At 72.7% G+C, this 25,309-nt stretch carries 27 protein-coding genes; 15 read left to right on the top strand and 12 right to left on the bottom strand.

Annotated elements, in window-relative coordinates; genetic code table 11:
- The first annotated feature begins 96 nt into the window (after positions 1 to 96).
- The 3 genes from BM314_RS08790 (at position 97) to BM314_RS30540 (ending at position 2,887) form a co-directional block, all read left to right on the top strand.
- Positions 97 to 2,106 carry an OPT family oligopeptide transporter gene (locus BM314_RS08790; RefSeq protein WP_091926429.1) on the top strand — a complete coding sequence of 670 codons (2,010 nt, stop codon included), beginning with the start codon at positions 97 to 99 and terminating at the stop codon, positions 2,104 to 2,106.
- Positions 2,107 to 2,261: 155 nt separating this feature from the next.
- Positions 2,262 to 2,735, top strand: a complete 474-nt coding sequence (locus BM314_RS08785) for a DUF2243 domain-containing protein (RefSeq protein WP_091926430.1) — start codon at positions 2,262 to 2,264, stop codon at positions 2,733 to 2,735.
- A complete protein-coding gene (locus tag BM314_RS30540; protein ID WP_170868071.1) occupies positions 2,732 to 2,887 on the top strand; it encodes a hypothetical protein in 156 nt (51 codons plus the stop codon). Before BM314_RS08785 ends, BM314_RS30540 begins: the two co-directional genes overlap by 4 nt.
- Positions 2,888 to 2,921: 34 nt before the next feature.
- Here the strand turns inward: BM314_RS30540 and BM314_RS08780 are convergent, their stop codons facing one another.
- The 3 genes from BM314_RS08780 to BM314_RS08770 form a co-directional block, all read right to left on the bottom strand.
- Positions 2,922 to 3,683, bottom strand: coding sequence for an amino acid ABC transporter ATP-binding protein (locus tag BM314_RS08780; RefSeq protein WP_091926431.1), 762 nt, complete (start codon positions 3,681 to 3,683; stop codon positions 2,922 to 2,924).
- Positions 3,680 to 4,360: an amino acid ABC transporter permease gene (locus BM314_RS08775; RefSeq protein WP_091926432.1), complete on the bottom strand. Its 681-nt coding sequence runs from the start codon at positions 4,358 to 4,360 to the stop codon at positions 3,680 to 3,682. The genes BM314_RS08780 and BM314_RS08775 overlap by 4 nt, the downstream gene beginning before the upstream one ends.
- 92 nt (positions 4,361 to 4,452) lie before the next feature.
- Positions 4,453 to 5,238 carry an amino acid ABC transporter substrate-binding protein gene (locus BM314_RS08770; RefSeq protein ID WP_091977881.1) on the bottom strand — a complete coding sequence of 262 codons (786 nt, stop codon included), beginning with the start codon at positions 5,236 to 5,238 and terminating at the stop codon, positions 4,453 to 4,455.
- Positions 5,239 to 5,476: 238 nt separating this feature from the next.
- On the opposite strand from BM314_RS08770, the gene BM314_RS08765 reads away from it, so the two are divergent.
- A complete protein-coding gene (locus tag BM314_RS08765; RefSeq protein WP_091977880.1) occupies positions 5,477 to 6,403 on the top strand; it encodes a dihydrodipicolinate synthase family protein in 927 nt (308 codons plus the stop codon).
- A gap of 16 nt (positions 6,404 to 6,419) precedes the next feature.
- Here the strand turns inward: BM314_RS08765 and BM314_RS08760 are convergent, their stop codons facing one another.
- Positions 6,420 to 7,640, bottom strand: coding sequence for a pyridoxal phosphate-dependent aminotransferase (locus tag BM314_RS08760; protein WP_091977879.1), 1,221 nt, complete (start codon positions 7,638 to 7,640; stop codon positions 6,420 to 6,422).
- 258 nt (positions 7,641 to 7,898) lie between these two features.
- On the opposite strand from BM314_RS08760, the gene BM314_RS08755 reads away from it, so the two are divergent.
- From BM314_RS08755 to BM314_RS08740, 4 genes are read left to right on the top strand one after another with little or no spacing between them, the layout of a single operon-like run.
- A complete protein-coding gene (locus BM314_RS08755) occupies positions 7,899 to 9,317 on the top strand; it encodes a cytochrome ubiquinol oxidase subunit I (protein ID WP_091977878.1) in 1,419 nt (472 codons plus the stop codon).
- Between the two features lie 7 nt (positions 9,318 to 9,324).
- Positions 9,325 to 10,332: a cytochrome d ubiquinol oxidase subunit II gene (cydB, locus tag BM314_RS08750; protein ID WP_091977877.1), complete on the top strand. Its 1,008-nt coding sequence runs from the start codon at positions 9,325 to 9,327 to the stop codon at positions 10,330 to 10,332.
- Entirely contained in the window at positions 10,332 to 10,454 is a 123-nt protein-coding gene (locus BM314_RS08745; RefSeq protein WP_012321840.1) for a DUF2474 family protein, read from the top strand. The genes cydB and BM314_RS08745 overlap by 1 nt, the downstream gene beginning before the upstream one ends.
- 49 nt (positions 10,455 to 10,503) lie before the next feature.
- Positions 10,504 to 11,082, top strand: coding sequence for a GbsR/MarR family transcriptional regulator (locus BM314_RS08740; protein WP_020090956.1), 579 nt, complete (start codon positions 10,504 to 10,506; stop codon positions 11,080 to 11,082).
- A 16-nt stretch (positions 11,083 to 11,098) separates the two neighbouring features.
- Here the strand turns inward: BM314_RS08740 and BM314_RS08735 are convergent, their stop codons facing one another.
- Positions 11,099 to 11,794, bottom strand: coding sequence for a GntR family transcriptional regulator (locus BM314_RS08735; RefSeq protein WP_056522938.1), 696 nt, complete (start codon positions 11,792 to 11,794; stop codon positions 11,099 to 11,101).
- A gap of 272 nt (positions 11,795 to 12,066) precedes the next feature.
- Positions 12,067 to 13,005: a LysR family transcriptional regulator gene (locus tag BM314_RS08730; protein ID WP_091926437.1), complete on the bottom strand. Its 939-nt coding sequence runs from the start codon at positions 13,003 to 13,005 to the stop codon at positions 12,067 to 12,069.
- A gap of 119 nt (positions 13,006 to 13,124) precedes the next feature.
- Between BM314_RS08730 and BM314_RS08725 the strand changes: the two genes are divergently transcribed.
- The 5 genes from BM314_RS08725 to BM314_RS08705 all read left to right on the top strand — a co-directional run bounded on the left by BM314_RS08725 (position 13,125) and on the right by BM314_RS08705 (position 17,176).
- Positions 13,125 to 14,048, top strand: coding sequence for a ring-cleaving dioxygenase (locus BM314_RS08725; RefSeq protein ID WP_091977876.1), 924 nt, complete (start codon positions 13,125 to 13,127; stop codon positions 14,046 to 14,048).
- A 71-nt stretch (positions 14,049 to 14,119) separates the two neighbouring features.
- Positions 14,120 to 14,752: an alpha/beta hydrolase gene (locus BM314_RS08720; protein WP_091977875.1), complete on the top strand. Its 633-nt coding sequence runs from the start codon at positions 14,120 to 14,122 to the stop codon at positions 14,750 to 14,752.
- A gap of 34 nt (positions 14,753 to 14,786) precedes the next feature.
- Positions 14,787 to 15,197: a DoxX family protein gene (locus tag BM314_RS08715; RefSeq protein ID WP_091926440.1), complete on the top strand. Its 411-nt coding sequence runs from the start codon at positions 14,787 to 14,789 to the stop codon at positions 15,195 to 15,197.
- Between the two features lie 66 nt (positions 15,198 to 15,263).
- Positions 15,264 to 16,085, top strand: coding sequence for an alpha/beta fold hydrolase (locus BM314_RS08710; protein WP_091977874.1), 822 nt, complete (start codon positions 15,264 to 15,266; stop codon positions 16,083 to 16,085).
- 113 nt (positions 16,086 to 16,198) lie between these two features.
- The gene (locus BM314_RS08705) at positions 16,199 to 17,176 is read left to right on the top strand and encodes a Gfo/Idh/MocA family protein (protein WP_091977873.1); all 978 of its coding nucleotides are present in this window, start codon (positions 16,199 to 16,201) and stop codon (positions 17,174 to 17,176) included.
- Positions 17,177 to 17,194: 18 nt separating this feature from the next.
- On the opposite strand, the gene BM314_RS08700 is transcribed toward BM314_RS08705, so the two are convergent.
- Genes BM314_RS08700 through argJ form a run of 3 tightly spaced genes read right to left on the bottom strand, consistent with a single transcriptional unit; the run spans position 17,195 to position 19,598 of the window.
- A complete protein-coding gene (locus BM314_RS08700; RefSeq protein ID WP_091977872.1) occupies positions 17,195 to 17,635 on the bottom strand; it encodes a (deoxy)nucleoside triphosphate pyrophosphohydrolase in 441 nt (146 codons plus the stop codon).
- Complete coding sequence (locus tag BM314_RS08695) at positions 17,632 to 18,351, bottom strand: SIMPL domain-containing protein (protein ID WP_091977871.1); 720 nt, start codon at positions 18,349 to 18,351, stop codon at positions 17,632 to 17,634. The genes BM314_RS08700 and BM314_RS08695 overlap by 4 nt, the downstream gene beginning before the upstream one ends.
- Positions 18,348 to 19,598 (bottom strand): bifunctional glutamate N-acetyltransferase/amino-acid acetyltransferase ArgJ, encoded by a 1,251-nt coding sequence (gene argJ, locus BM314_RS08690; RefSeq protein ID WP_091977870.1) that lies wholly within the window; start codon positions 19,596 to 19,598, stop codon positions 18,348 to 18,350. Before argJ ends, BM314_RS08695 begins: the two co-directional genes overlap by 4 nt.
- A 230-nt stretch (positions 19,599 to 19,828) precedes the next feature.
- On the opposite strand from argJ, the gene BM314_RS08685 reads away from it, so the two are divergent.
- Both BM314_RS08685 and BM314_RS08680 read left to right on the top strand, forming a co-directional pair.
- Complete coding sequence (locus BM314_RS08685; protein ID WP_020090945.1) at positions 19,829 to 20,263, top strand: response regulator; 435 nt, start codon at positions 19,829 to 19,831, stop codon at positions 20,261 to 20,263.
- Positions 20,264 to 20,824: 561 nt separating this feature from the next.
- Positions 20,825 to 22,771, top strand: coding sequence for a methyl-accepting chemotaxis protein (locus tag BM314_RS08680; RefSeq protein WP_091977964.1), 1,947 nt, complete (start codon positions 20,825 to 20,827; stop codon positions 22,769 to 22,771).
- Between the two features lie 9 nt (positions 22,772 to 22,780).
- On the opposite strand, the gene BM314_RS08675 is transcribed toward BM314_RS08680, so the two are convergent.
- The 3 genes from BM314_RS08675 to BM314_RS08665 all read right to left on the bottom strand — a co-directional run bounded on the left by BM314_RS08675 (position 22,781) and on the right by BM314_RS08665 (position 25,113).
- Positions 22,781 to 23,644: a TetR/AcrR family transcriptional regulator gene (locus BM314_RS08675; protein ID WP_170868070.1), complete on the bottom strand. Its 864-nt coding sequence runs from the start codon at positions 23,642 to 23,644 to the stop codon at positions 22,781 to 22,783.
- 129 nt (positions 23,645 to 23,773) lie between these two features.
- On the bottom strand, positions 23,774 to 24,577 hold the full coding sequence (gene proC / locus BM314_RS08670) for a pyrroline-5-carboxylate reductase (RefSeq protein ID WP_091977963.1): 804 nt from the start codon (positions 24,575 to 24,577) through the stop codon (positions 23,774 to 23,776).
- 26 nt (positions 24,578 to 24,603) lie between these two features.
- Positions 24,604 to 25,113 carry a type III secretion system chaperone family protein gene (locus tag BM314_RS08665; protein WP_020090942.1) on the bottom strand — a complete coding sequence of 170 codons (510 nt, stop codon included), beginning with the start codon at positions 25,111 to 25,113 and terminating at the stop codon, positions 24,604 to 24,606.
- Positions 25,114 to 25,309 lie beyond the last annotated feature (196 nt).

Genomic DNA, 25,309 nt, shown 5'->3' with positions numbered 1-25,309 from the left:
GGCGGGGCGGGTCAGGGTGAGGCCGGGCGGGCCGGGCGCGGCGCGGGAACGTTTCCGGCCCCTCGCGTGCTGTGCCTGTGGCAGCCCGAGTGGACGATGGACGCCCGCAGCCCGACGATCACGCCGACGACGCAGGACCGTCAGGCCGAGCTCACCCTGCGGGGGATCGCGCTCGGCGCGGCCATCACGGTCGTGTTCATGGCCGCCAACCTCTACATGGGCCTGAAGACCGGGATGACGTTCTCGTCCTCGATCCCGGCCGCGATGATCTCGATGGGCGCGTTCCGGCTGATGGGCGGCGCCGGCATCCTCGAGAACAACATCGTGCAGACGCAGGCCTCGGCGGCCGGCACCCTGTGCAACGTCATCCTGGCGCTTCCCGGGCTCATCCTCGTCGGCCACTGGCACGGCTTCCCGTTCTGGCAGACCACGGCGGTCTGCCTGCTGGGTGGCCTGCTCGGCGTCGCCTTCTCGATCCCGCTCCGCCGCGCGCTCGTGTCGGGCAGCGATCTCCCCTATCCCGAGGGCATCGCCGCCGCGGAGGTGCTCAGGACCGGCCACGAGGAGCAGGGCGGCCACGGCCTGCGGGACCTGCTCGGGGCCGCCGCGGCCGCCGGGACGATCGGGCTCGCCACCACGGGGCTGAAGGTCCTGGGCGAGGGGCTCAACGGCGCGGTCAGCCTCGGCGGCGCGGTGTTCCGCACCGGGACCGGCTTCTCGCTGGCGCTGGTCGGCGTCGGCTACCTCGTGGGCATCGGCGCCTGCCTCGCGCTGCTGACCGGCGTCCTGATCGCCTGGGGGATCGCGGTCCCGATCCTCACCGCCCTGTCGCCCGATCCCGCCAAGTCGGCGGGCGCGGCCGCCGAGGCGGTCTGGTCGGGCCAAGTGCGCCTCATGGGCGCCGGGATCATCGCGGTGGGCGGGCTCTGGACCGTGGGCTCGCTGGCGCGCCCGATCCTCGGGAGCATCCGCGCCGCCCTGTCGGGCAGCGGCGGTCTCGGCAAGGATCACCCGCGCGAGGACCGCGACCTGCCGATCACCTGGGTGGCCGCCGCGACCCTGGGCCTGTGCGTGCCGCTCGCGCTGCTGTTCTGGGCCTTCGCCGGGGCCGCCGACCTCGGCGGCCTGACGATCGTGCTGGTGGTGGCCGCCACCCTGTTCACCGTCCTGTTCGGCTTCCTGATGGCGGCGGCCTGCGGCTACCTCGCGGGCCTGCTGGGCTCCTCGTCGAGCCCGATCTCGGGGATCGGCATCCTGACCACGATGGCGACCGCGCTGCTCCTGCCCCTGGTCCTGGGGCATTCCGCCGGGCCCGAGGGAGACCGGTTCGTCACCGGCATGGCGCTGCTGCTGACGTCGGTCATCATCACCACCTCGTCGATCGCCAACGACAACCTGCAGGACCTGAAGACCGGGCAGGTGCTCGGCGCCACGCCCTGGCACCAGCAGGTCGCGCTCATCCTCGGCGTCGGGGTCGGCGCCGTGGTGATCGCCCCGCTCCTGTCGCTGCTCTACGAGGCCTACGGCTTCGTCGGTGCCCCGGCGCGAGACGGGCAGGACGCGGGGAGCGCCATGCCGGCGCCCCAGGCGGCCCTGATGACCCAGATCGCCAACGGCATCACGCACGGTGAGTTGCCCTGGACCATGGTGCTGATCGGCGCCGGGCTCGGGGTGGTCCTGGTGGCGACCGAGACGTGGCTGAAGCGGCGTGACCTCACCTTCCCGGCCCTGACGGTCGGCATCGGCATGTACCTGCCGCTCTCGGTGGAGATGACGATCGCCATCGGCGGCATCCTCGGCTGGGTCGCCGAGCGCCGGCTGCGCGCCCGGGTCGGCGCGAAGGGCGACGCGAAGGCCGACAGGGCGGTCGGCACCGCCCGCCGCCGGGGTGTCCTCCTCGCGTCCGGGTTCCTCGTCGGCGAGAGCTTCGTGGGCGTGCTTCTCGCCGGCACCGACCTCCTGGCGGGCCACAGCTCGGCGATCGCCGTGGCCGGCAAGGATTTCGCGCCCTACGCCACCGGGCTCGGCCTCGCGGTCTTCCTGGCGGGGCTCGTCGTCTACCTGCGGATGGTCTCGCGACTGGAAGCGGCCCCGCGGGGGGCGTGACGGATCCGCCGGCGCCCCGGGCGGGTTCCCCGCAAGACGCCGTCGCCCGCGCGGCCGCGGCCTCCGCCACGCCGGAGTTGCGCATGAGAGCGGCTGACAGAGCGGCTGACAGGGCGGTTGAGAGAGCGGCCGACACCCGGGAGCGCGTCTTCCCCGTGAGCGCCGGCATCCTGTTCGGGCTCGGCCTCGGCGGCTTCTTCGACGGGATCGTGCTGCACCAGATTTTGCAATGGCACCACATGCTGAGCAGCTGGTACCCGATCGACACGATCCCGAACCTCGAGCTGAACACCCGCTGGGACGGCCTCTTCCACAGCGCGACCTACGTCTTCGTGGTCCTCGGGCTGTTCCTCCTCTGGCGCGCCGCGCACCGCACGCACCTCTACTGGTCCAGCAAGCTGCTCGCCGGGTCGCTCCTGGTCGGCTGGGGCCTGTTCAACCTCGTCGAGGGCCTGATCGACCACGAGATCCTCGGCGTGCACCACGTCAACGAGCGGGCACCGCCGGAGCAGTGGCTCTACTGGGACATCGGCTTCCTGCTCTGGGGCGGCGCCATGCTGGCCGCGGGTCTGGGCCTCGTGGTGGTCGGCAAGGGCGAGGAGGCGTCGCTGGCGCGGAATCCCGCGTGAGGGCCGCCGGTCCCGGCCTGAGCCCGGTCCTGCCCTGGCTCGCCCTGGCGGCCGGCCTGAGCCTCGCCACCCTGCCGGCCTGGCGGCCCCTGGTCTTCGGGACCACGCTCACCGTCGAGGATCTTCTCACGCTCCGCTGCCTGACGCGCTGAATCCCGCGTCCCGGCCCGTTCCGTAGGCCCCTTCTCACGCCCCTTCGGCCGCCTCGCCGAGCAGCGTCCGGACGAACCGGCGGGTGCGCGGGTCGGCCGGCCGGGCGAAGACGTCGGCGGCCGCGCCCTGCTCGACGATATGCCCCCCTTCCAGGAACACCACCGTGTCGGCGACGCGCCGCGCGAGGCGCAGGTCGTGGGTCGCCATCAGCATGGTCGTGCCCGCGTTCGCGAGGCCGGCGAGCACGTCCACCACCTCGGCGGCGAGTTCCGGGTCGAGGGCCGAGGTCGGCTCGTCGCAGAGCAGCAGGCGCGGGGAGGGGGCCAGCGCCCGGGCGATCGCCACCCGCTGCTGCTGGCCGCCCGACAGGCTGGCGGGCCAGTCCGCGGCCTTGTGGGCGAGGCCGACGCGCTCCAGCAATTCCAGGGCGCGCGCCCGCGCCCGGTCCTGCGGCCACTTGCCGACGGTGACGAGCCCCTCGGTGACGTTCTCCATCACGGTCCGGTGGGGGAAGAGCTGGAAGTTCTGGAACACCATGCCGGTCTGCCGGCGCACGGCGAGCACGTCCCGCCGCGCCGGCGGGCTGCCGGGCCGGAAGGTGAGGCGTATGTCGCCGAGGGTCAGCGTCCCGGCCTGCGGGACCTCCAGCAGGTTCGCACAGCGCAGGAGCGTCGACTTGCCCGAGCCCGAGGGGCCGATCAGCGCCGTGACCCGCCCCTCCGGCACCGCGAGGTCGACGCCCCGCAGGACCGGGTTGTCGCCGAAGCGCTTCTCGATGGCCGACAGGGCGATCACGCGCGGGCCTCCAGGTAGCCGCCGTAGCGCCCGAGGCGCCGCTCCAGCAGCGTCTGGAGCCAGGACAGGAGCGTCGACAGGACGAGGTAGATCAGCGCCACCTCGATGTAGAGTATCAGCGGCTCGTAGGTGACGGCGACGATGCGCTGGGCCGCCTGGAACAGCTCCGGCACCGTGATGGCGGCCGCGAGCGAGGTGTCCTTCACCAGCGCGATGAAGGAGTTGGCGAGCGACGGCACCGCCACCCGCGCCGCCTGGGGCAGGATCGTGCGGCGCAGGGCCTGGACCGGCGTCATGCCGGTGGCGTAGGCCGCCTCCCACTGGCCCTTCGGGATGGAGGCGATGGCGGCGCGGACGATCTCCGACGTGTAGGCGCCGACGTTGAGGGTGAACCCGATCACGGCGGCCGGGAAGGCGTCGATCAGGATGCCGGCGCTCGGCAGGCCGTAGAAGATCACGAACAGCTGCACGAGGAGCGGCGTGCCCCGGAAGATCCACACGTAGAACCACGCCAAGGCCGCCAGGGGCCGGGGCGCGAACAGGCGCACGAGGGCGGTCCCGAGCCCCAGCGCGAGGCCCAGCACGAAGGTGATGAGCGTCAGCGGCACGGTGAAGCGCAGGCCGGCCGCGAGCAGCGGCCCCAGCGACTGGAGCATGAGGTCGAGCCAGTGCGGCACGGGGCGGCGTCTCCTACCGGGCGATCGAAGCGTGGGGCTGTACGGGGCGGCGCCCGGGCGGGATCCGTCCGGGCGGGCCCTCTGCGGACGGTCTACTTGGAGACGTCGGCGCCGAAGTACTTCTGGGCGATCGCCGCGTAGCTGCCGTCGGCCTTGATCGCCTCCAGCGCCTTGTCGATCGCCGCCTTAAGGGCCGGGTTGTTCTTGCGCATGATGATCCCGGAGGCGTCCGCGTCGGCCTGCTCGGCGGCGATCTTTACGGGGGCGTTCGGCTTCTGCTTGTGGAAGTCTAGGAACGACAGGCTGTCGTTGACGGTGGCGTCGGCGCGGCCGGTGAGGACGAGCTGGATCGACTGGTCGAAGCCGTCCGTCCCGACGAGCTCGGCGCCGGACTGCTCGGCGAGGCGCGCGAAGTTGCTGGAGAGGCTCTGGGCGGCCTTCCTGCCCTTGAGATCGGCGAAGGACTTGATGTCGGACCGGTCCGCCCGCGTGATCAGCACGGCCCGGGCGCGGATGTAGGGCTCGGAGAAGTCGAACTTCGCCTGCCGCTCCTTGGTGATGCCGACCTGGTTGATCACCACGTCGTAGCGCTTGCCGTCGAGCCCGGCGATCAGCCCGTCCCACTTGCCCTCGAGGAATTGCGGCGTGACGCCCAGCTGCTCGGCGACCTTGCGGCCGATCTCGACGTCGAAGCCGACGAGCTGCCCGGACGCGTCGTGGAACGTGAAGGGCGCGTAGGTGCCCTCGGTGCCGATGCGCAGGGTCTTGGCGGCGCGAATCGCGTCGAGATCGTCGGCCCGCGCGGGCGCGCCGGCGATTGCACCGAGGAGCGTCGCCGCGACGAGCGCCGCGACGCGGCTCGCAGAGAAGAATCGCATTACAGTAGCTCCGAAAAGAAAACGCCGTTCTCGTGCGGCCGCCGCGCCCGATCTCGGCTGTCGATGGACAAAGCAAAGAAGATCTCGGCCGTACAGGAAAGCCGGTGGGCTTGTCGACAGCGCGGCGCGCAGGTTCCGGCCCGCGCCAGGATCGAGGCCGCGTGCTAAGAGGCGGCCGGATCCCGCCCGCGGACACGGTCGTCCGCCGGGATGCGCGATCCCGGCAGAAGGACCGCGCATGACCTCGTCCGTCCCCGCCTATCGCGGCGTCTTTCCGGTCGCCCCCACGGTCTTCGACGCGTCGGGCGCCCTCGACCTCGACGGGCAGCGCCGGGCCGTCGACTTCATGATCGACGCCGGCAGCCAGGGGCTGTGCATCCTGGCGAACTTCTCCGAGCAGTTCGTCCTCACCGACGACGAGCGCGAGCGGGTGATGGACGCCGTGCTGGACCACGTGGCCGGCCGCGTGCCGGTGATCGTGACGACGACGCACTTCGCCACGCAGGTCTGCGCCGAGCGCTCGCGCCGCGCCCAGGAGGCCGGCGCCGCGATGGTGATGGTCATGCCGCCCTATCACGGCGCCACGATCCGCGTGCCGGAGCTCGGCATCGTCGACTTCTTCCGCGCGGTCTCGGACGCGATCGCGATCCCGATCATGATCCAGGACGCGCCGGTGGCCGGCACGCCGCTGTCGGCACCGCTCCTGGCGCGCATGGCCCGGGAGATCGCGAACGTCGCCTACTTCAAGATCGAGACCGCGGGCGCCGCGGCCAAGCTCCGCGAGCTGATCGCGCTCGGCGGCGACGCGGTCGTGGGCCCCTGGGACGGCGAGGAGGCGATCACCCTGATGGCCGACCTCGACGCCGGCGCGACGGGTGCGATGACCGGCGGCGGCTACCCGGACGGCATCCGCCAGATCACCGACGCCTACGCGGCCGGGCGCCGGGAGGAGGCGATGGACGCCTACGCGCGCTGGCTGCCGCTGATCAACTACGAGAACCGGCAGTGCGGCCTGCTCGCCTGCAAGGCGCTCATGGCCGAGGGCGGCGTGATCGCGAGCGAGACCGCGCGGCTGCCGATCCAGCCCCTGCACCCGGCGACGCGGGCCGGCCTGATCGAGCTCGCCCGGCGGAACGACGCGCTGGTCCTACGCTGGGGCCGCTGAGCCGCCTCCGCCCGACTCAGTGCGCCGCCGCGGCCGGCGCCCGGGTCCCGAGCACGCCCGCGAGCCGGCGCACCGCCTCCCGCGCCAGGTCCGGGCTGATGGCGAAGCACATCCGCACCAGGCCCTCGCCCTCGGGTCCGAAGGCGGTGCCGGGCGCCACGCCGACCTTGGCCTCCCGCAGCAGGCGCAGCGCCAAGTCGAGGCTCGGCTCGTCGCCGCCCATCCGGGCCATGAGGTAGAAGGCCCCGTCCGGCGGCGCGACCGTGACGCCCGGCAGGCGCGACAGCCCTTCCACCAGGATCGCCCGGGCCTCGGCGCAGCGATCCACCATCGTGCGGATGAAGCCGTCGCCCTCCTCGAGGGCCGCGATGCAGGCGTGCTGGACGAAGGTCGGGATCGAGGTGGTGCTGTACTGCCCGAGCTTGGCGAAGGTCGGTGCGAGGCCGCGGGGATAGATCACCCAGCCGGCCCGCCAGCCGGTCATCGCCCAGTTCTTCGAGAAGGTGTTGGTCACGATCAGCCGGTCGTCCTCCGTGCAGATCTGCAGGAAGGACGGCGCGATCCGGTTGCCGTAGGTGAAGTGGGCATAGACCTCGTCCGAGAGGATCCAGAGGCCGCGCTCCCGGGCGAGGTCGCGCAGGGCCGTCATCTCGGCGAGCGGCATGGTCCAGCCCGTCGGGTTCGAGGGCGAGTTCACCATGATCACCCGGGTGCGCGGTGTGATCGCCGCCGCGATGTCGGCGAGCGGCAGCGCGAAGCGCCCGTCCGGCAGGCGGCGATACGGCACCGTCACGGGCACGCCGCCGGCGATGCGGACCGCCTCGCCGAGGTTGGGCCAGGCCGGGGAGGGGATGATCATCTCGTCGCCCGGCTCCAGCAGCACCTGGGCCGCCTGCATGATCGCGTTCATGCCGCCCGCCGTGACGCCGAACCGGTCCGGCGGGATCTCCACGCCCCAGTGGCGGGCGTGGTAGGCGCCGAGCGCCGCCCGCAGCGCCGGCAGCCCCAGCGACGTGGTGTAGCGGGTGTGCCCGTCGAGCATCGCCCGGTGCGCGGCCTCGACGATGAAGGGCGGCGTCGGCAGGTCGCCCTCGCCGATCCACAGTTTCACCACCTCCGGGTCGTCCCGCCCGCGATCCGCCACGAGGCCGATCTGGCTCGTGCCGATGCCGCGGATGCGCGCCGACAGCGCGGCGGCGAGATCGACGGGCGCGGCGGAGACGAGGGTGTCGGCCATGGCGGCGCGTGCTCTCCGTGCGTCGGGACGCGGCGTCCCGTCGCGCGGCGCGCGTCCAGGGGCCCGCGTGGTCCCGACCTGTGAGGAATCCAGCGACCCTGACGCGTTCGGGCGCGGACGTCCAGACCCCGAGGCCGGATCGATCCCGGACCCCGGCGCATGGCCGGGGCGCCGCACCGGCGACACAGGATGTTTTGACTTTTCAGAAATTTCTGAAATTGCTATACGCCGAGTCGCGCACAGAGCCGGAGGCACGACGTGCTCGCCAACCTCGATCCCCTCATCCTCGCCCGCATGCAGTTCGGGTTTACGGTGGCCTTCCACATCGTGTTCCCGGCCTTCTCGATCGGCCTCGCGAGCTTCCTCGCCGTCCTGGAGGGGCTCTGGCTCGCCACCGGGCGCCAGGTCTTCCTGGACCTGTTCAAGTACTGGCTGAAGATCTTCGCCATCGCCTTCGCGATGGGCGTCGTGTCGGGGCTGGTGATGTCCTACCAGTTCGGCACGAACTGGTCGGTCTTCTCCGACAAGACCGGCCCGGTGCTGGGCCCGATGATGGCCTACGAGGTGCTCTCGGCCTTCTTCCTGGAGGCGGGCTTTCTCGGCGTGATGCTGTTCGGGATGCGCAAGGTCGGGCCGCGGCTGCACTTCGCGGCGACGCTGATGGTGGCGGTCGGGACCTGCTTCTCGGCGTTCTGGATCCTGGCGGTGAACTCGTGGATGCAGACGCCGGCGGGCTACGGCACGAACGCCGAGGGCCAGTTCGTGCCGCTGGACTGGTGGGCGATCGTGTTCAACCCGTCCTTCCCGTACCGCCTCGTGCACATGGTGCTGGCCGCCTACCTGACGACGGCCCTGGTGGTGGGCGCGGTCGGCGCGTGGCACCTGCTGCGCGACCGGGCCAACCCGGCCGCCCGGACGATGTTCTCGATGGCGATGTGGATGGCCGCCCTGGTCGCGCCGGTCCAGATCCTCGCGGGCGACGCGCACGGCCTCAACACGCTGGAGCACCAGCCCGCCAAGGTCATGGCCATGGAGGGGCACTTCCAGAGTCACCCGGACGGCGCGCCGCTGGTGCTGTTCGGCCTGCCCGACCAGGAGGCCGGCACCGTGCGCTACGCGGTCGAGATCCCGAAGCTGTCGTCGCTGGTGCTGAAGCACGCCCTCGACGCGCCCCTGAAGGGGCTCGACAGCCTGCCGCGGTCGGAATGGCCGCCCGTGCCGATCGTGTTCTGGTCGTTCCGCATCATGGTCGGCCTCGGCATGCTGATGCTGCTCCTGGGCGCCCTCAGCCTCCTCGCCCGCTGGCGCGGCACCCTCTACGCGTGGCGCCCCCTGCACCGCTTCGCGGTGGCCATGGGCCCGGCGGGCTTCGTGGCGGTGCTGGCCGGCTGGATCACCACCGAGGTCGGGCGCCAGCCCTACACGGTCTACGGCCTGCTGCGCACGGCGCAGTCGGCCTCGCCGCTGCACGCGCCGGCGGTGGCGGCCTCGCTCACCGCCTTCGTGGTGATCTACTTCGCGGTCTTCGCCATGGGCACCGGCTACATGCTGCGCCTGATGGGCCAGCCCCCGCATGCCGGCGAGAGCGGGATCGAGCCCGGCGCGCCGATCCGGACGGCGGGCATCACGCCCGCCCCGGCGATCGATCCCGATCGCCACCTCCAGCCGGCCGAGTGAGGGACCCATGGCCTACAGCGTCGATCTCACGGTGGTCTGGGCGCTCGTGATCGCCTTCGCGGTCTTCGCCTACATCGTCATGGACGGCTTCGATCTCGGCATCGGCCTCCTGTTTCCGGTCCTGCGGCCGGGCACGGAGCGCGACACCGCCATGAACTCGGTCGCCCCCGTCTGGGACGGCAACGAGACCTGGCTGGTGCTGGGCGGCGGCGGCCTGTTCGCCGTCTTCCCGCTGGCCTACGCGGTGATCCTGCCGGCGCTCTACGCGCCGATCATCGCGATGCTGCTCGGGCTGATCTTCCGCGGCGTCGCCTTCGAGTTCCGCTGGCGCGACCCCCGCCACCGCGCCGCCTGGGACGTGGCCTTCGCGGGCGGCTCGCTGGTGGCGGCCCTCGCCCAGGGCATCACCCTGGGCGCGCTCCTGCAGGGCATCACGGTCGAGGGGCGGGCCTATGCCGGCGGCTGGTGGGACTGGCTCACGCCCTTCAGCCTCCTCGTCGGCGCGAGCCTGGTCGTCGCCTACGCGCTGCTCGGGGCGACGTGGCTGGTGATGCGCACCGAGGGCCTGCTCCAGCTGCGGGCCCGGCGCCTGGCCCTGCGCCTCACCGCGGCGACGGTGGCGGCCATCGCCCTCGTCAGCGCGGTGACGCCGTTCCTCCAGGGCCGCTACTACGAGCGCTGGCTGGCGATGCCGAACGTGCTCGTCACCGCGCAGATGCCGCTGCTCGTGGCGCTCGCGGCTTACGCCCTGTGGCGCACCCTGCGGGGCGGCGCCGAGCGGGCGCCCTTCCTGATCGCGCTGGGGCTGTTCGCCCTGACCTTCCTGGGGCTCGGCATCAGCATCTTCCCCGACATCGTGCCGGGCCGGATCACGATCTGGCAGGCGGCCGCCCCCGAGGCGAGCCAGATCTTCCTGCTGGCCGGCGCGTCGGTTTTGATCCCGATCATACTGGCCTACACCGCGTACGCGTACTGGGTCTTCCGCGGCAAGGTCGACGCGCACGGATATCACTGATGGCACCCGCAGCAGCACAGCCCCTCTGGAAGCGCCTCGCGTGGTTCGCGGGGCTCTGGGCCTCCAGCATCGTCGGCCTCGGCTTCGTCGCGACGGTCCTGCGGTATTGGCTCAAGAGCTGATAGACCGGGGCGGCGCCCGCCCGATTATCGCCCGCGTCGGATCCCTGCCGTGCAACTGCCCCCGCTCGTCCAGACCTTCGTGCTGCATTTCGGCGAGATGGGCTCGCGCTGGGGCATCAACCGGACCGTGGGGCAGATCTACGCCCTGCTGTTCGTGGCCGAGCGGCCGCTCAACGCCGACGAGATCGTCGAGCGGCTCGGCGTGTCGCGCTCCAACGTCAGCATGGGCCTGAAGGAGCTCCAGGCCTGGAACCTCGTCCGGCTCCAGCACCGGCCCGGCGACCGGCGCGACTACTTCACGACGCCCGAGGACATCTGGCAGATCGTCCGCACGCTGGTCGAGGAGCGCAAGAAGCGCGAGGTCGACCCGACCTTGACCCTCCTGCGCGAGCTCCTGATGCAGGAGCCGGCGACCGAGGAGGAGCGGCATGCCCAGGCGCGCCTGCGGGAGATGCACGACCTCTTCGAGCTGTTCGCCGGCTGGTACGCCGACGTGCGCCGCCTCGACACCGAGCGCCTCGTCCAGCTCCTGACGCTCGGCTCGAAGGTCCAGAAGGTTTTGGAGATGAAGGATCGCCTGACCCGCCTGCCGGGCCGGATCGGCGGCCGGTCGGCCAAGTCGGACTGAGCCGCCTCGCGACCGATCAGGCCTCGGCGAGCGCCCCCCGATAGAGGGCGATGAGCGAGGCGCCGACATGCTCGATGTGGCGCCGCAGGCACGCGGCCGCCGCCTCGAACGCGCGGTCCTCGCACAGGGCCAGGATCTGCGCGTGCTCGCTGACCGCGCGGGTCGCGTCCTCGGAGGTCGCGATCTGCAGCCGCGTCGGCCGCTCGCAATCCTGCAGCAGCGCGGAGACGATCGCCAGCGACCGCGGCCGGCCGGCGTGCCGGATCAGGTCGAGGTGGAAGCGGCTGTTCAGGTCGCCCCACCGGAGGACCTGACCGGTCTCCAGCGCCGCGCCGTACTCCTTCGAGAGCGCGTCGAGATCGCGGATGTCGTCGGGGGTCAGGTGCGGGGCCGAGAGCAGGAGCAGTTCCGGCTCGAGCTGGACGCGCAGCTGGAAGATGTCCTCGACCTCCTGCAGCGAGAGGCCCGTCACGACCGCCCCGCGGTGCGGCACGATCCGCACGAGCTTGCTGGCTTCCAGCTGCAGCAGGGCCTCGCGCACCGGGATCCGGCTGATCCCGAACTCCTCCGCCAGGGCGTCCTGGCGGAGCTGCACTCCCGGCGGCAGTTCACCGTTCAGGATCTGCTCGCGGAGCGAGTCCGCCACGGCCGCCGCCACAGTCTTGTGCCGCAACCGGTCGGGTGCGGGGCGTCCGGGAATCAAAGGGGACATCGACGCCTCAACAGAATCGTATACATGTATACAAGGCGCCTTACTGACCGGAAAATACGCCGCTGTCCAATGCCAGATTGTCCTGGATAAACCTGAAGTTTGCTTGGCCGAGATTCCCGGCCGAGCGGCAAGTCTCGGCCGTTCTCCGACAGATGCACCCGCAAGGAGCAGGCCGTCTTCGGAGGCACGGTGCTCGCCGGTAACGCACGTTCGCGTAGACGGCATTGATCCAGGTGAATGACGTGCCTGGATCGCGCGCGCCGGCGCGGGACTCACCGGTCCGCCGCGTGGCCTCGCGGCGGCGGCGCGGCCCAGGGCGCCTGGCCGAGGGTCTGGGCGAGATGGGCGATCAGCGCCGTCACCCGCGCCGGCCGCGGATCGCCCGGCGGCGTGACGAGGTGCAGGGCGATCGGCGGCGGCGACCAGGCCGGCAGCACCCGCTCGAGGCGCCCGGCTTCGAGGTCGTCCCAGATCATGAAGTCGGGCTGCAGGGCGAGTCCGAGGCCGGCCCGCAGCGCCGGCGCCAGCGCCTCGGCGTTGTTCGCCCGGAGCTGGCCCGCCGGCACGACGACGGCCTCCGCGCCGCTCCCGTCCACGAAGCGCCAGCGGTCCGGCGTCGGCAGGTAGGCGTAGCCGAGGCAGGTGTGGTGGACGAGGTCGTCCGGGTGCTCGGGCCGGCCGTGCCGGTCGAGATAGGCGGGCGTGGCGACCAGCGAGCGGCGGATCTCGCAGAGCCGGCGCGCGCGCAGGGAGGAATCCGGCAGGGCCGCGATGCGCAGCCCGATGTCGAACCCGCCGCCGACGAGGTCGACGACCGCGTCCGACAGGTGGAGATCCACCGAGACGGCCGGGTACTCCCGGAGGAAGGCCGGCAGGATCGGGGCCACGTGCATCACCCCGAAGGTCATCGGCGCCGCGAGCCGCACCAGCCCGCGCGGCTCCGCGGCGCCCGCCGTCGCCAGCGCCTCCGCGGCCTCGCCCTCGGCGAGGATGCGCGCGGCACCGTCCTTGGCGGCCTGCCCGGCCTCGGTGAGGGCGAGCTTCCGCGACGTGCGGTTGAACAGGCGGGCGCCGATCCGCAGTTCGAGCCGGCTCACCGCCTTCGAGACCGTGGCCTTCGACAGGCCCAGTTCCGCGGCGGCGCGGCCGAAGGAGCCGGTCTCCACCACCTTGGCGAACACGGCCCAGGCCTCGAAATCGGGCAGTCTCATCGATCAGATCCGGAAACGATAGGTTTCCACCGTTTCTATTTTCGCCGCCCATGGCAAGGGGCACATTCCCGTCATCGCAACAGGCCGCCCGCCGCGGCCTTCCGTCGGGAGACATCGCCATGGTTCAGACCGGCCTCCACCACGTCACGGCCTTCTCCGGGCCGGCCCTGCGCAACCTCGACTTCCACACCCGAATCCTCGGGCTGCGTCTGGTGAAGAAGACCGTCAATTTCGACGATCCGGGCACCTACCACCTGTACTACGGCGACGCGGCCGGGCGGCCCGGCACGATCCTGACCTTCTTCCCCGTCGAGCACGCCGCGCCGGGCCGGGTCGGGATCGGCGAGACCCAGGAGACGGCCTTCCGGGTTCCCCGCGCCTCCATCGGCTGGTGGACCCACCGGCTCATCGAGAAGGGCGTGGCCCACGAGCCGCTGGTCCAGGTCTTCGGCGCGCCGACGCTGCGCTTCCGCGACCCGGACGGCATGATGCTCGCGCTGGTGGGCGTCGATGTCGGCGACGCGGAGGGCTGGGCGTCGAGCGAGGTGCCGGCCGAGCACGCGATCCGCGGCCTGCACGGCGTCACGCTCCTCCTCGACAGGGCCGAGGCGACCGCCGCGATCCTCACGGAGGTGCTCGGGCTGGAGGAGGTCGGCCGCGAGGGCAACCTGATCCGCTTCGCGGGCAGCGCCGAGCTCGGCGGTCTCGTCACCCTGCGGGCCGTCGGCGGGTTCCTGCCAGGCCGCCCGGGGGCGGGCTCGGTCCACCACATCGCGTTCCGGGCGGCGGACGACGCCGCGCAGGCCGCGATGGGCCGGGCGCTCGCGGCGCGGGGGCTCCACGTCACCGAGCAGCGCGACCGCCAGTACTTCCGCTCGATCTACTTCCGCGAGCCCGGCGGCGTGCTGTTCGAGATCGCCACCGACGCGCCCGGCTTCGCGGTGGACGAGCCGATCGAGGCCCTCGGCCAGGCCCTCAAGCTCCCCGCCGGCCTCGAGCCGCACCGGGCCGAGATCGAGGCCGTCCTGCCCGCAGTCGCCTGAGCCGCGACACCACCATGCCCGCCCCGCGCCCGCGCGGGGCGGGACCTCTCCCCGTCACCCCTGAGGCCATCATGACCCAGGACACCGCCGGCTTCATCCACCGCTTCGAGCCCGGTCCCGACACCGCGCGTCCGCTGCTGCTCCTGCACGGGACCGGCGGCGACGAGACCGACCTCCTGCCCCTCGGCCGCACGGTCGCGCCGGAGGCCGCCCTGCTGGCGCCCCGCGGCGCCGTCAGCGAGAACGGCATGCCGCGCTTCTTCCGGCGCCTGGCGGAGGGCGTCTTCGACGAGGCGGACCTGCGCCGCCGCACCGGCGACCTCGCGGCCTTCGTGGCGGCCGCCCGGACGCGGTACGGGCTCGGGGCGCCGGTGGCGCTGGGCTTCTCGAACGGCGCCAACATCGCCGCGTCGCTGCTGCTGCTCCGGCCGGAGACCCTGGCGGGCGCGGTCCTGATCCGCCCGATGGTGCCGTTCGCCGAGCCCCCGGCCGCGGATCTCGCCGGCCGGCCGGTCCTGATCCTCTCCGGGGCGATGGACCCGATCGTGCCCGCCGAGAACGCGCGGCGCCTCGCGCAGCAGCTCACCGCGGCCGGAGCCCGCGTCGAGCACCGGATCCTGCCGACGGGCCACGGCCTGTCGCAGGCCGATATCGGCCTGGCGCTGAACTGGCTTCGCGGCCTCGCACTTCCCGAAGCGGCCTGAGCCGGCCGCGCACGACAGGACGGAGCGTTCGACGATGCCCCCGATCTATTCTTCCAGCGCGACCGCCCTGCTGCCGGTGACCGGCCGGGTCCTGATGAGCGCGATCTTCCTCGTGAGCGGCGCCGGCAAGCTCGCGGCCCCGGCCGCGACGCTCGCCACCATCGAGGCCGCCCAACTGCCGCTGCCGCCGCTCGCCTACGCGGCGGCGACCTCCGTGGAGGTCGTCGGCGGGCTGCTGCTCGTTGCCGGCTATCGCACGCGGCTGGTCGCCCTGGCCCTCGCGCTCTTCGCGGTGGCCACCGCGGTGACCTTCCACGCGGCCCTCGGCGACCAGAACCAGATGTTCCACTTCCTGAAGAACCTCGCCATGGCCGGCGGCTTGCTTCAGGTCGCGGCCTTCGGGGCCGGCCCGCTCAGCCTCGACGCGCGGCAGGGCCGAGCCTGACCGGTCCGTCGGTCCGCGCGACCCCTGCTTCTCGACCTCTGCCTTCTCGACCCTCGGGAGACCACGATGCCCTACTTCACCGCGCAGGACGGCACCCAGATCTACTACAAGGACTGGGGCGCCGGGCAGCCGGTGGTCTTCAGCCACGGCTGGCCGCTCAACGGCGACGCCTGGGAGGACCAGATGCTGTTCCTCGCGGAGCGCGGGTTCAGGGTCATCGCCCATGACCGGCGCGGGCACGGCCGCTCCGGGCAGCCCTGGTCGGGCAACGACATGGACACCTTCGCGGACGACCTCGCCGGGCTGATCGCCCATCTCGACCTGCGCGACGCGGTGCTGGTCGGCCACTCCACCGGTGGCGGCGAGGTCGCCCGCACCATCGGGCGGCACGGGACGGCGCGCATCGCCAAGGCGGTCTTGGTCGGGGCCGTGACGCCCCAGATGGTCCGGACCGACGCGAACCCGGGCGGCCTGCCCCGGGACGTGTTCGACGGCATCCGGGACTCGGTCCTGCGCGACCGGTCCCAGTTCTTCAAGGACCTGAGCGGCCCGTTCTACGGCGCCAACCGCCCCGGCGTCGCGATCAGCGAAGGCCTGCGGGACACGTTCTGGATGCAGGGCATGATGGCGGGCCTGCGGAACGTGCACGCCTGCGTGGCGGCCTTCTCGGAGACCGACTTCACCGAGGACCTGAAGCGCATCGACGTGCCGACCCTGCTCGTGCACGGCGACGACGACCAGATCGTGCCGATCGACGCCGCCGCGCGCGCCGCCGTCAAGCTCGTGCCGGGCGCCGTGCTGAAGGAGTATCCGGGCGCCCCGCACGGGCTGGCCGCCACCCACAAGGACCGGCTCAACGCCGACCTGCTCGCCTTCATCCACGGCTGAGATCCCGGGTCGCGTTGACCGGCGGCCTTCCCCACGCCGGTTCGGGCTCCTAAAGCCTGCGACGGGCCGCGCCCCGCGGCCCGTCAGACGCCAGAAGCCGCACGGATCCCCGCATGCCGACCTCCGACGCACCGCTCACCATCGGGATCATCGGCGCGGGAATCATGGCCGAGCGCCTGCTCGGCGCGATCCACGGGGCGACGGACTCGCCCGTGCGGGTCGCGGCGATCTGGGATCCGGCCCCGGCGGCCCTGGACCGGATCGGCGCGGCCTTCCCGGCGGTGCCGCGGGTGGCCGATTCCGCCGCCGTCGTGGCGGCGAGCGACTGCGTCTACGTCGCCTCGCCGCCCGCCTCGCATCTCGGCTACGCCCGCGCCGCCCTGGCGGCCGGCCGGAGCGTCTTCTGCGAGAAGCCGCTGGCCATCGATCGCGCCGATGCCCGCGCCTTCGTGGCGGAGGCGAGGGGCGCGGGCGCGGTCAATTTCCCGTTCGCCTCGTCGCCGGGCGTGGCGACGATCGAGCGCTGGATCGCGGCCGGCGCGGTCGGCACGCCACGGGCGCTCACCGTCGCGGTGGCGTTCGCCCGCTGGCCCCGGCCCTGGCAGGCCGACGCCGCCCGCTGGCTCGACGCGCGGGGCGAGGGCGGCTTCACCCGCGAGGTGGTCTCGCACTTCCTGTTCCTGGCCCGCCGCCAGCTCGGCCCGCTCGCCGGGCTCGCCGGACGGATCGACTTCCCGGAACCGGGCCGGTCCGAGCGCGCGATCGACGTGACGCTCACGGCGGGCGGGATCCCCGTCACCCTGACAGGCCGGGTCGGGGGCGTCGCGGCCGACGACCACAACACGTGGACGCTGGAGGGCGACGCGGGCGCCGTCCGGCTGCGCGACTGGGCCATCGCCGAGCGACGGGGCGCCGACGGGCGCTTCGAGCCGGAGCCCGACGCGATCCCGAACGAGAAGCTGCGGCCGATCACGCTCCGGCGCCAGCTCGAGGGCGTCGTCCGCATGGCGCGCGGCGAGCCCCACCACCTCGCCACCTTCGCGGAGGCGCTCGACGTGCAGGAGGTCGTCGAGGCGATCCTGACCCTGTGAGGGCGGCCCGCGACGGGGTCAGGAATCCAGCAGGTCGATCAGGAACGGGATCAGCGGCGCGTCGGCGGGCGGCATCGCGAGGTCGCGCAGGGTCTTGGGGCGCACCCACTTGAGCGCCTGCCCCTCCATCGGGCGCGGCGTCCCCGTCCAGCGCCGGCAGATGTAGAGCGGCATCAGCAGGTGGAAGTCCAGGTAGGCGTGGCTCGCGAAGGTCAGCGGCGCGAGGCACGGCTCCTCGACCTGGATGCCGAGCTCCTCCGCCAGCTCGCGGATCAGCGTCTGCTCGGGGCGCTCGCCGGGCTCGACCTTGCCGCCGGGGAACTCCCACAGGCCGGCGAGCTGCTTGCCCGCCGGGCGCTCGCTCACCAGGACGCGGCCGTCGACGTCGACGAGGGCGACGGCGACCACGAGGAGCAGGCGCAGGGGGAGGCCATCGGGGGTGCTTCCGGGGGCGCTCACTGCGCCACCGCGAAGGTGGCCGAGACCTCGGAGGACATCGGGATCGTGCCCGCCTCCAGCGGCACCCGCCGTCCTTTGGCCGCCATCGGCGCCGCCCGGGCCATCTCCAGCACCGGGCGGTACGGCGTGCCGGCCGCGGCTGTGCTCAGCGTGCAGAGCGGGCCGAGCTTGGCGCCGACCGCCTCCGCGAGGGCCTCGGCGCGGATCCGCGCGTCCCGGGTCGCCGCCACCTGGAGGGCCGCCTCGCTCTTGTCCGGGTCGCGCAGCCCGAAGCTCACGCCGTCGATGCGGTTGGCGCCGGAGTCGAGGGCCTGCCGGAGCAGGTCGCCGAGGCGGTCCATGTCGGCGAGCCGGACGGTGACGAGGTTGCTGGCGCGGTAGCCGTCGGGCTCCTCGGTGACGGCGCCCATCGGCCGGGCGACGGTGCGGGTCGCGGTCTGCAGGGTGACGGCGGCCGTGCCGAGATCGGCGGGCGGGACCCCGAGGGCGCGGGCCTGCGCCGAGACCCCGGCCACCGCCTTCGAGGCCGCGTCGAGGGCCGCCGCCGCACTCGCGCCGCGCGCCTCGATGCCGATCGTCACCTCGGCGAAGTCCGGCGCCCGCGTCTCCGACGCGCGCCCGACGACGCTGATGTGGCGCTTGCACGCCGCGTCGTCGGCCCGCGCCGCGGTCGCCAGGCTCAGGACGAGGAGGGCGCCGGACAGGACCGCCCTCACGAGCGGTAATCCCCGTTGATCTCGACGTAGGCCTTGGTCAGGTCGCAGGTCCAGACGCGGGCCGTGCCGCCGCCCAGGCCGAGATCGACCCGGACCGTGATCTCCGGCTCGCGCATCACGGCGCTCGCCGCCGCCTCGCTGTAATCGGGGTCGCGGGCGCCCTGGACCGCCACCCGCACGTCGCCGAACCAGATCGCGAGCCGGTCGCGGTCGGCGGGCTCGCCGGCCTTGCCCACGGCCATCACCACGCGGCCCCAGTTGGCGTCCTCGCCGGCCACCGCGGTCTTCACCAGCGGCGAGTTGGCGATCGACATCGCGATGCGGTGCGCGGAGGCGTCGCTCTCGGCGCCGGTGACCCGCACGGTGACGAACTTGCGCGCGCCCTCGCCGTCCTTGGCGACGAGCTGGGCCAGCTCCACCAGCAGGCCGTCGAGCGCCTCCCGGAAGCCGGCGAGGCGCGGGTCGGCGGGATCGGTGACCGCCGGGTTGCCGGCCCTGGCGGTGGCGAACAGCATCAGCGTGTCGGAGGTGGAGGTGTCGCCGTCCACGGTCACGCAGTTGAAGCTCGTCTTCGTCCCGGCCGAGAGGAGCGCCTGCAGCACGTCCTGCGGCAGGGCCGCGTCGGTGAAGACGAAGGACAGCATCGTCGCCATGTCGGGGGCGATCATGCCGGCGCCCTTGGCGATGCCGTTGATCGTCACGCGCACGCCGTCGATCTCGGCCGTGCGCGTCGCGAGCTTCGGGAAGGTGTCGGTGGTCATGATCGCCCGGGCCGCCTCGGTCCAGGCGGCCGGCCCGTCCTCGGCGCGGGCCGCGCAGTCCGCCAGCACGCCCGCGAACCTCTCCGCCGGGAGCGGCTCGCCGATCACGCCGGTCGAGGCGACGTAGACCTCGCGCGCGCCGCAGCCCGCCGCCTCCGCGGTGATCTCGACGGTGCGCGCCACCGCGTCGCGCCCGAGCCGGCCCGTGAAGGCGTTGGCATTGCCGGAATTGACCACGAGCGCCCGCGCCGACCCGTCGGCCAGGGCGTCGCGGCACCAATCCACCGGCGCCGAGGGACACTTCGACCGGGTGAACACCCCGGCGGCCCGGGTCCCGGCCTCCAAAGCCACGTAGAGCACGTCGGTGCGGCCGCTGTAGCGGATCCCCGCCTGGGCGGTCGCGATTCGCACGCCCGGCAGGGGCGGCAGATCGGGCATCGCGGTGGGCGCCAGCGGGGAGACGGGAGGGGCTTTCGCGGACGACATCGGCTCGGGCTCCGGCAGCGCGCGGCTCAGGTCCCGCGGCGGCCCGGTGTTGCCCGCGCGACCCCGCCGGCGTCAACTCCGTGCCCAGCCTATGATCAGGCCGCCGGAGTGCTTCGCCATTGTGCAACGGCGGCGCCGAATGCGGCGCGATGACGGCGCCGGGCTTGCGTGTGGATTGCATCCCAGCTTAGCATGCTGCATCGCAAAGCCAGCGCGAAGTCGAGTGCGGAATGCCCCCAGCCGACGACGAGACTGCCTCGAGCAGCCTTCCCCAGGGCAGCTGCTACCGGATCCAGGTTCTGGTCGTCGGCCGCCACAAGCGCTGGCGCGACGAGGTCTCGGCCCAGGTCCGGATGCTGGGCTACCAGGTCACCGCCTGCGACCGCGGCGTCGACGCCATGACGGTGCTGGCCCTGGGCCTGCCGGTGGACGTGCTGGTGGTCGATACCGCGCTCCAGGGCGGCCTGTGCTGCGCGCAGCTGGCCGTCGAGGCCCGGGCCCTGCGCCCGGCCCTGCGCATCATCCTCGCCAGCGACCCGGTCGACGCCATGGGGCCGGAGGCGTCGGTCCGCGTGCCCGACGCGCTGCTGGTCCCGCGCGACCAGTTCCAGAACGGGATGATCGCCACGACCATGCGCGAGGCGCTGGCGAGCCGCGCCGCCTGAACTCCGGCGCGAGGCCTGATCGACCCGGACGGCCCGCGAGCCGAGGGTCTGCGCGACCCGTCGATCGAATCGCGGCCGACGCGCTTCAGGCCGTCGCCATGTCTCCCCGAAGGTCGGGACTGTAGCGCGGGTCTTCCTGCCCGATGTCAGCAACGCGGGCCGGACCGTGCCGCAATGCAAGTGCATCGCCCGCGTGATCCAGCGCGAGCGTGTACCGCGCGAAGTCTCGACGCCGCTCGGCAGCGGACACGCGCAGGGCGAAGCTTCCGGGCGGACCGGGAGGCGCCGTCAGAACTGATCCATCGCGACGAGAACGCACCGATTGCCGTTTGCGCGCGCAGCCCGGCAGGTTTGGTCACCTCGAGCGCCCGAGATATCGGGTCTGGCTCTAAGTATTGTCGTCTATCATCTATAATACAAGTTGAACTTGATCGCGCGACACGATGTTGTCATGATCGTATCGTCTATCGTAAGGCCGAAAGTCTGGCCTCTTCTGTGGAAGATACGTCTGTGAAAACTGGGATACGCACTCGTCTCTACGCGGGATTTGCGATGCTCGTCATGATCATGGGCATCATCGGCGCATTCGCGATCTACCAGCAGGCTGTCATCGGCGCGGACCACGCGCTTCAGGAGCGCGTGGAGCGGGGGGCGCAATCGGTCCTGATGATCGACGGTCACGCCGCACGCCTCGTCGGGACGGCCGAACGGTACCGGCTCCAGCCGGATCCCGACCTGATCGCCGCGATGGAGCAGGCCCGGCAGGCGATCGAGCAGACCTGCGACCGGTACTTCTCGCTGGCCATGACGGACGGGGGGCGGAAGCTCTACGACGACGTGCGGGAGGCCGCCCGCGCCATGAAGCCGGAGCTGGAACGCCTCGCGGCGTCGGGGGCGAGCCTGCGCGAGGCCAGGACGAAGCTCTACGAGACCGGCAACGCGCTCACCACCCTTCTCGCGAGCCTGCTCGCGGACGTGCGCGCCCGGGCCGGCGAGGCGATGCTCGCGCGGGTCGAGCACGTCGAGAACGCCGTCCTGCGGTCCCGCATCGCGTCGGCCCGCTTCGTGATCGGCCTGGACGCCCATGACCGCGACGCCTTCGAGCAGCGGGTCGAGCAGGCTCTTGCGGCCCTGGACGCGTTCAAGGACGCGCAGGGCGGCGCGGTCTTCGGGCAGCAGGTCAGGTCCGTCCGCGACGCGCTGATCGCCGCCGCGGCCGGCTTCCGCACGTACGATCGGGCGGTGGCGTCGGCGAAGGCGACGTTCGAGACCGGGATCAAGCCCCACGCCGACGCGATCGACCGGCTCGGCATCGCGCTGCGCGACCGGATCGTGGCCGCCGGCGAGACGATTTCCCGGGAGACCGCCCTGGCGGCGAGGCGGGCTCGGTACATCCTGATCGGCCTGGTCGCCGCGGCCCTGCTCCTCGGGGGTATCCTGGCCTTCGTGCTGGCCCGCAGCGTCATCCGACCGGTCGCCGGCATGACGGAGGCGATGACGCGGCTGGCCGAGGGCGATCTTCACGTCGCGGTGCCGTACCGCGCGGCGACCGACGAGATGGGCGCGATGGCCAAGGCCGTCGACGTCTTCCGCCAGAACGCGGTCGCGCGGGCGGAGCTCGAGGCGGCGCAGGCCGCCGAGCGGGAGGCCCGCCTGCGCCGGGCCGAGCGGGTCGAGCAGCGCGTCCACGCCTTCCAGGCGAAGATCGCCGCCTCGCTCGACATCGTCACGGCGGCGACCAGCGAACTCGACGCGACCGCGCAGGCGATGACCCGGGTGGCCGACAACACCAACAGCCAGGCCGTGACGTCGAGCTCGGCCGCTGCCCAGACCTCGGCCAACGTCCAGACCGTCGCGGCCGCCGCCGAGGAGATGGTCTCCTCGCTCCAGGAGATCGAGCGGCAGGTCGTGCGCTCGAACGCGGTGGCCGGTCACGCCGCCCACGAGGCCGAGGCGACCAACGCCGCCATGGCGAGCCTGCACGCCGCCGCCGAGCAGATCGGGGCCGCCGTGATGATGATCTCCGGCATCGCGAACCAGACCAACCTGCTCGCCCTCAACGCCACCATCGAGGCGGCACGGGCCGGCGAGGCGGGACGCGGCTTCGCCGTCGTGGCCTCCGAAGTGAAGGAACTCGCCGCCCAGACGGCGCGGGCGACCGAGGAGATCGGCGGCCAGATCGCCGCGATCCAGGCGGCCTCCGGGCAGGCCGCGGAGGCGATGGCGCAGATCGCCCGCACGATCGCCTCCGTGAACGAGATCAGCGGCGCCATCGCGGCGACGGTGGTGCAGCAGACGGCGGCCACCGGCGAGATCTCGCGCAATGCCGGCGAGGCGGCGCGGGGGACGGAGGGCGTCTCGGCCAACGTGGCGCGCGTGCTGGCCGCCGCCCGGGAGGCCGGGAGCGCCGCCGCGCAGGTTCAGAGCGCGGCGGCCGAACTGGCGACGCAGTCCCTGACGGTCAAGCGCGAGGTCGACAGCTTCCTCAGCGACATCCAGGCCGCTTGAGCGACCGGTCTAGATGGCGGCAGCGGGGTCGCTCTCGTCACCGTCGCCGTCGCGGCTCCGCCGGTCGCGCGGCCGCCGGTCCAGGAACGAGCGGCCGATGGCGCGCAGGGGCGCCGTCAGGCGGCGAACGTCCTCGGCCCGCTCCATGATGCGCTCGCCGTTGCGGATCTCCTTATCGAGCCGCGCCATCGTCCGTGCGAGCGCCGGATCGTCGTCGTCCAGCCAGACCTGGGTCACGCGGGCGAAGGCGATGACCACGCCCTGCAGTTTGAGTTGCCCGAGCGACCCCTCGGTGTCGATCCCGGCCGCCGCCAGCATGTAGCGGTGCGAGTTCAGCATCACGCCGTTCAGCGCCAGCATCGAGAGCGGCTCGCCCCGGAGCGCGTAGGCGATCCGGCGCAGCGCCGGCTTGTAGGGCTCCATGGCGTCGAGGCGGCGCATCAGCACGTCGAACAGCCGCTCGCGGGTCGGCTCCTCCTCGAGACCCGTGAGATCACCCTCCAGAACCTTGCGATCGATGATGCGTGTCAGCCCGCCGAGAACCGCCCCCTTCGACGGGAACAGGTCGCGCAGCTCGGCGAGCGTCAGGCCCGCCTCCCGGGCGATGTCGCTGACCTCGATGTCGTTCCAGGGCTGCTCGGCGGCGAGGCGCATCAGGGCCTCGACGGCGGCCTCCCGGGGCGACAGCTTCGGCGCGCCGCCCTGCTCCCCCGAATCGGCTGTCCCGGTCTGGCCGCTCCCCCGCGCCCCGCTCTCCTGCGCGACGCTCGCGTGGGCAGCGCCCTCTCGGGCAGCGCCTTCCTGCGCGTCGCCCGCCTTGGCGGGGCTCGAGGCCTTGCGGGGCCGCTTCGAGGGGGCTTTGCTGTCGGTCATGGATCGGTCGCCCGGTCTGATCGGTCGTGTCGCCTCATGTAGGCGGGCGGGCCGCGAAGGGCAGGTCCGTCGCGCGGCCATGCCGCACGGGCGCCGCCCGATGTCAGTCCCCGATGCCAACGCCCGATGTCAGCCGGACAGTTCCCCCGCCCGCCGACGGGCCGCGGCCACGGCCTCGCGCATCAGCGCGCCGAGGCCGTCCTCCCGCATCAGCACGTCCAGGGCCGCCGCGGTGGTGCCGCCGGGCGACGTGACGTTGCGGCGCAACTCCGCCGCCTCGGCCGGGCTGGCATCGAGGAGCGCGCCGGCTCCCACCACGGTCGCCCGGGCGAGGCGGCGGGCGACGTCGGGCTCCAGACCGGCCGCGATGCCGGCCTCCGCCAGCGTCTCGGCCAGGAGGAAGACGTAGGCCGGTCCGGAGCCCGAGACCGCTGTCACGGCGTCGATCTGCGCCTCGTCGGCGAGCCACGCCACGGCGCCGTTGGCCGCGAACAGGGCCTCGGCGGCCGCCCGCTGCGCGGGGGTGACCTCCGAGCTCGCACAGGCACCGGTGGCGCCCCGGCCGATGCTCGCCGGCAGGTTGGGCATCGCCCTGACGATCGCCCGCGCCCGCGGCAGCCGTCCGCGGAGATCCGCGACGGTCTTGCCCGCCAGGATCGAGACGAGGAGCGTGTCGCGGCCGATGAGCCGATCGAGCCCGGGGGCCGCCGTGTCCAGGCCCTGAGGCTTGATCCCGAGGACCAGAACGTCGCCGGGCTCGGGATCGGACGGGTTCAGGGCGATGCCCCGCTCGGCGCAGAGATCCACGATCGGGCGCACGGGCACCGGGTCGATGATGGTGGTGCGGCGGGGATCGAGGCCCGCCTCCAGCCAGCCCGCCAGCATCGCGCCGCCCATCTTGCCGGCCCCGGCCAGGACCAGGGAGGCAGGCATCCGCGCCGTGGGGGCGCCCGGGGCGGTCACGCCTCGCCTTCGGTCTCGAACAGGACGGCGTCGAGGGCCTCGCGGGCGCTCTTGCCGGCCCAGAGGACGAACTGGAACGCCTGGAAGTATCGCTCGCAGGCGTCGACCGCCGTCTTCATCATCGTGGCGCATTGCGGGTGGGTCGGGACGGCGCCGCCGGTCAGCAGGAGCGCGTGCCGGAACATCACCACGCTGTCGGTCGTCCAGAGATCGAAATGGCCGACCCAGAGCTGCTCGTTGATCAGCGCGATCAGGCGCATCACCTCGGTGCGCTGCCGCTCCGGCACCTTGAGGTCGAAGGCGCAGGCGACGTGGAGCGCCTCGACGTCCTCGATCCACGTGAAGGCGACGTTGTAGTCGGTCCAGCGACCGGGGCTCGTGACCGACATCTCGTCGGTCTCGGCCCGGTCGAAGATCCAGTCGCGCAGGGAGGCCAGCCGCTCGACGACGTCGAGCGGATGCTCGTTCCGGTCCGGGTCGTGGAAGTCGACGTTGAGAAGCGGCATGACGATCCAAAAGGACGACCCGGACGAGATCCGGCCCGACGTGGCGGTGACGCGAAACCGGAGCGCGAGAACACTCCGAGAACTGGAACGACCGGCAGATCTAGGCCGGCGGTGACGCGATCGACTGTCGAAGCTCTGCGGACATCGCCCCGCAGCCCCCGAATCACCCTATGCCCGACTATAGACCGGCCGTGAC

Origin of the sequence: Methylobacterium sp. 13MFTsu3.1M2, assembly GCF_900112625.1 — a bacterium.
Classification (GTDB): Bacteria; Pseudomonadota; Alphaproteobacteria; order Rhizobiales; family Beijerinckiaceae; genus Methylobacterium.
Note: the sequence above shows the minus strand (reverse complement) of the source record. Positions and strands in the feature narration are given on the sequence as shown.

What these genes read in the sequence shown, in the direction of transcription:
- BM314_RS08790 (WP_091926429.1), top strand. Translation starts at nt 97, where the DNA reads ATGGACGCCCGCAGCCCGACGATCACGCCGACGACGCAGGACCGTCAG.
- BM314_RS08770 (WP_091977881.1), bottom strand. Translation starts at nt 5,238, where the DNA reads ATGCGATTCTTCTCTGCGAGCCGCGTCGCGGCGCTCGTCGCGGCGACG.
- BM314_RS08765 (WP_091977880.1), top strand. Translation starts at nt 5,477, where the DNA reads ATGACCTCGTCCGTCCCCGCCTATCGCGGCGTCTTTCCGGTCGCCCCC.
- BM314_RS08760 (WP_091977879.1), bottom strand. Translation starts at nt 7,640, where the DNA reads ATGGCCGACACCCTCGTCTCCGCCGCGCCCGTCGATCTCGCCGCCGCG.
- cydB (WP_091977877.1), top strand. Translation starts at nt 9,325, where the DNA reads ATGGCCTACAGCGTCGATCTCACGGTGGTCTGGGCGCTCGTGATCGCC.
- BM314_RS08745 (WP_012321840.1), top strand. Translation starts at nt 10,332, where the DNA reads ATGGCACCCGCAGCAGCACAGCCCCTCTGGAAGCGCCTCGCGTGGTTC.
- BM314_RS08735 (WP_056522938.1), bottom strand. Translation starts at nt 11,794, where the DNA reads ATGTCCCCTTTGATTCCCGGACGCCCCGCACCCGACCGGTTGCGGCAC.
- BM314_RS08730 (WP_091926437.1), bottom strand. Translation starts at nt 13,005, where the DNA reads ATGAGACTGCCCGATTTCGAGGCCTGGGCCGTGTTCGCCAAGGTGGTG.
- BM314_RS08725 (WP_091977876.1), top strand. Translation starts at nt 13,125, where the DNA reads ATGGTTCAGACCGGCCTCCACCACGTCACGGCCTTCTCCGGGCCGGCC.
- BM314_RS08720 (WP_091977875.1), top strand. Translation starts at nt 14,120, where the DNA reads ATGACCCAGGACACCGCCGGCTTCATCCACCGCTTCGAGCCCGGTCCC.
- BM314_RS08715 (WP_091926440.1), top strand. Translation starts at nt 14,787, where the DNA reads ATGCCCCCGATCTATTCTTCCAGCGCGACCGCCCTGCTGCCGGTGACC.
- BM314_RS08710 (WP_091977874.1), top strand. Translation starts at nt 15,264, where the DNA reads ATGCCCTACTTCACCGCGCAGGACGGCACCCAGATCTACTACAAGGAC.
- BM314_RS08705 (WP_091977873.1), top strand. Translation starts at nt 16,199, where the DNA reads ATGCCGACCTCCGACGCACCGCTCACCATCGGGATCATCGGCGCGGGA.
- argJ (WP_091977870.1), bottom strand. Translation starts at nt 19,598, where the DNA reads ATGTCGTCCGCGAAAGCCCCTCCCGTCTCCCCGCTGGCGCCCACCGCG.
- BM314_RS08685 (WP_020090945.1), top strand. Translation starts at nt 19,829, where the DNA reads ATGCCCCCAGCCGACGACGAGACTGCCTCGAGCAGCCTTCCCCAGGGC.
- BM314_RS08680 (WP_091977964.1), top strand. Translation starts at nt 20,825, where the DNA reads ATGATCATGGGCATCATCGGCGCATTCGCGATCTACCAGCAGGCTGTC.
- BM314_RS08675 (WP_170868070.1), bottom strand. Translation starts at nt 23,644, where the DNA reads ATGACCGACAGCAAAGCCCCCTCGAAGCGGCCCCGCAAGGCCTCGAGC.
- proC (WP_091977963.1), bottom strand. Translation starts at nt 24,577, where the DNA reads ATGCCTGCCTCCCTGGTCCTGGCCGGGGCCGGCAAGATGGGCGGCGCG.
- BM314_RS08665 (WP_020090942.1), bottom strand. Translation starts at nt 25,113, where the DNA reads ATGCCGCTTCTCAACGTCGACTTCCACGACCCGGACCGGAACGAGCAT.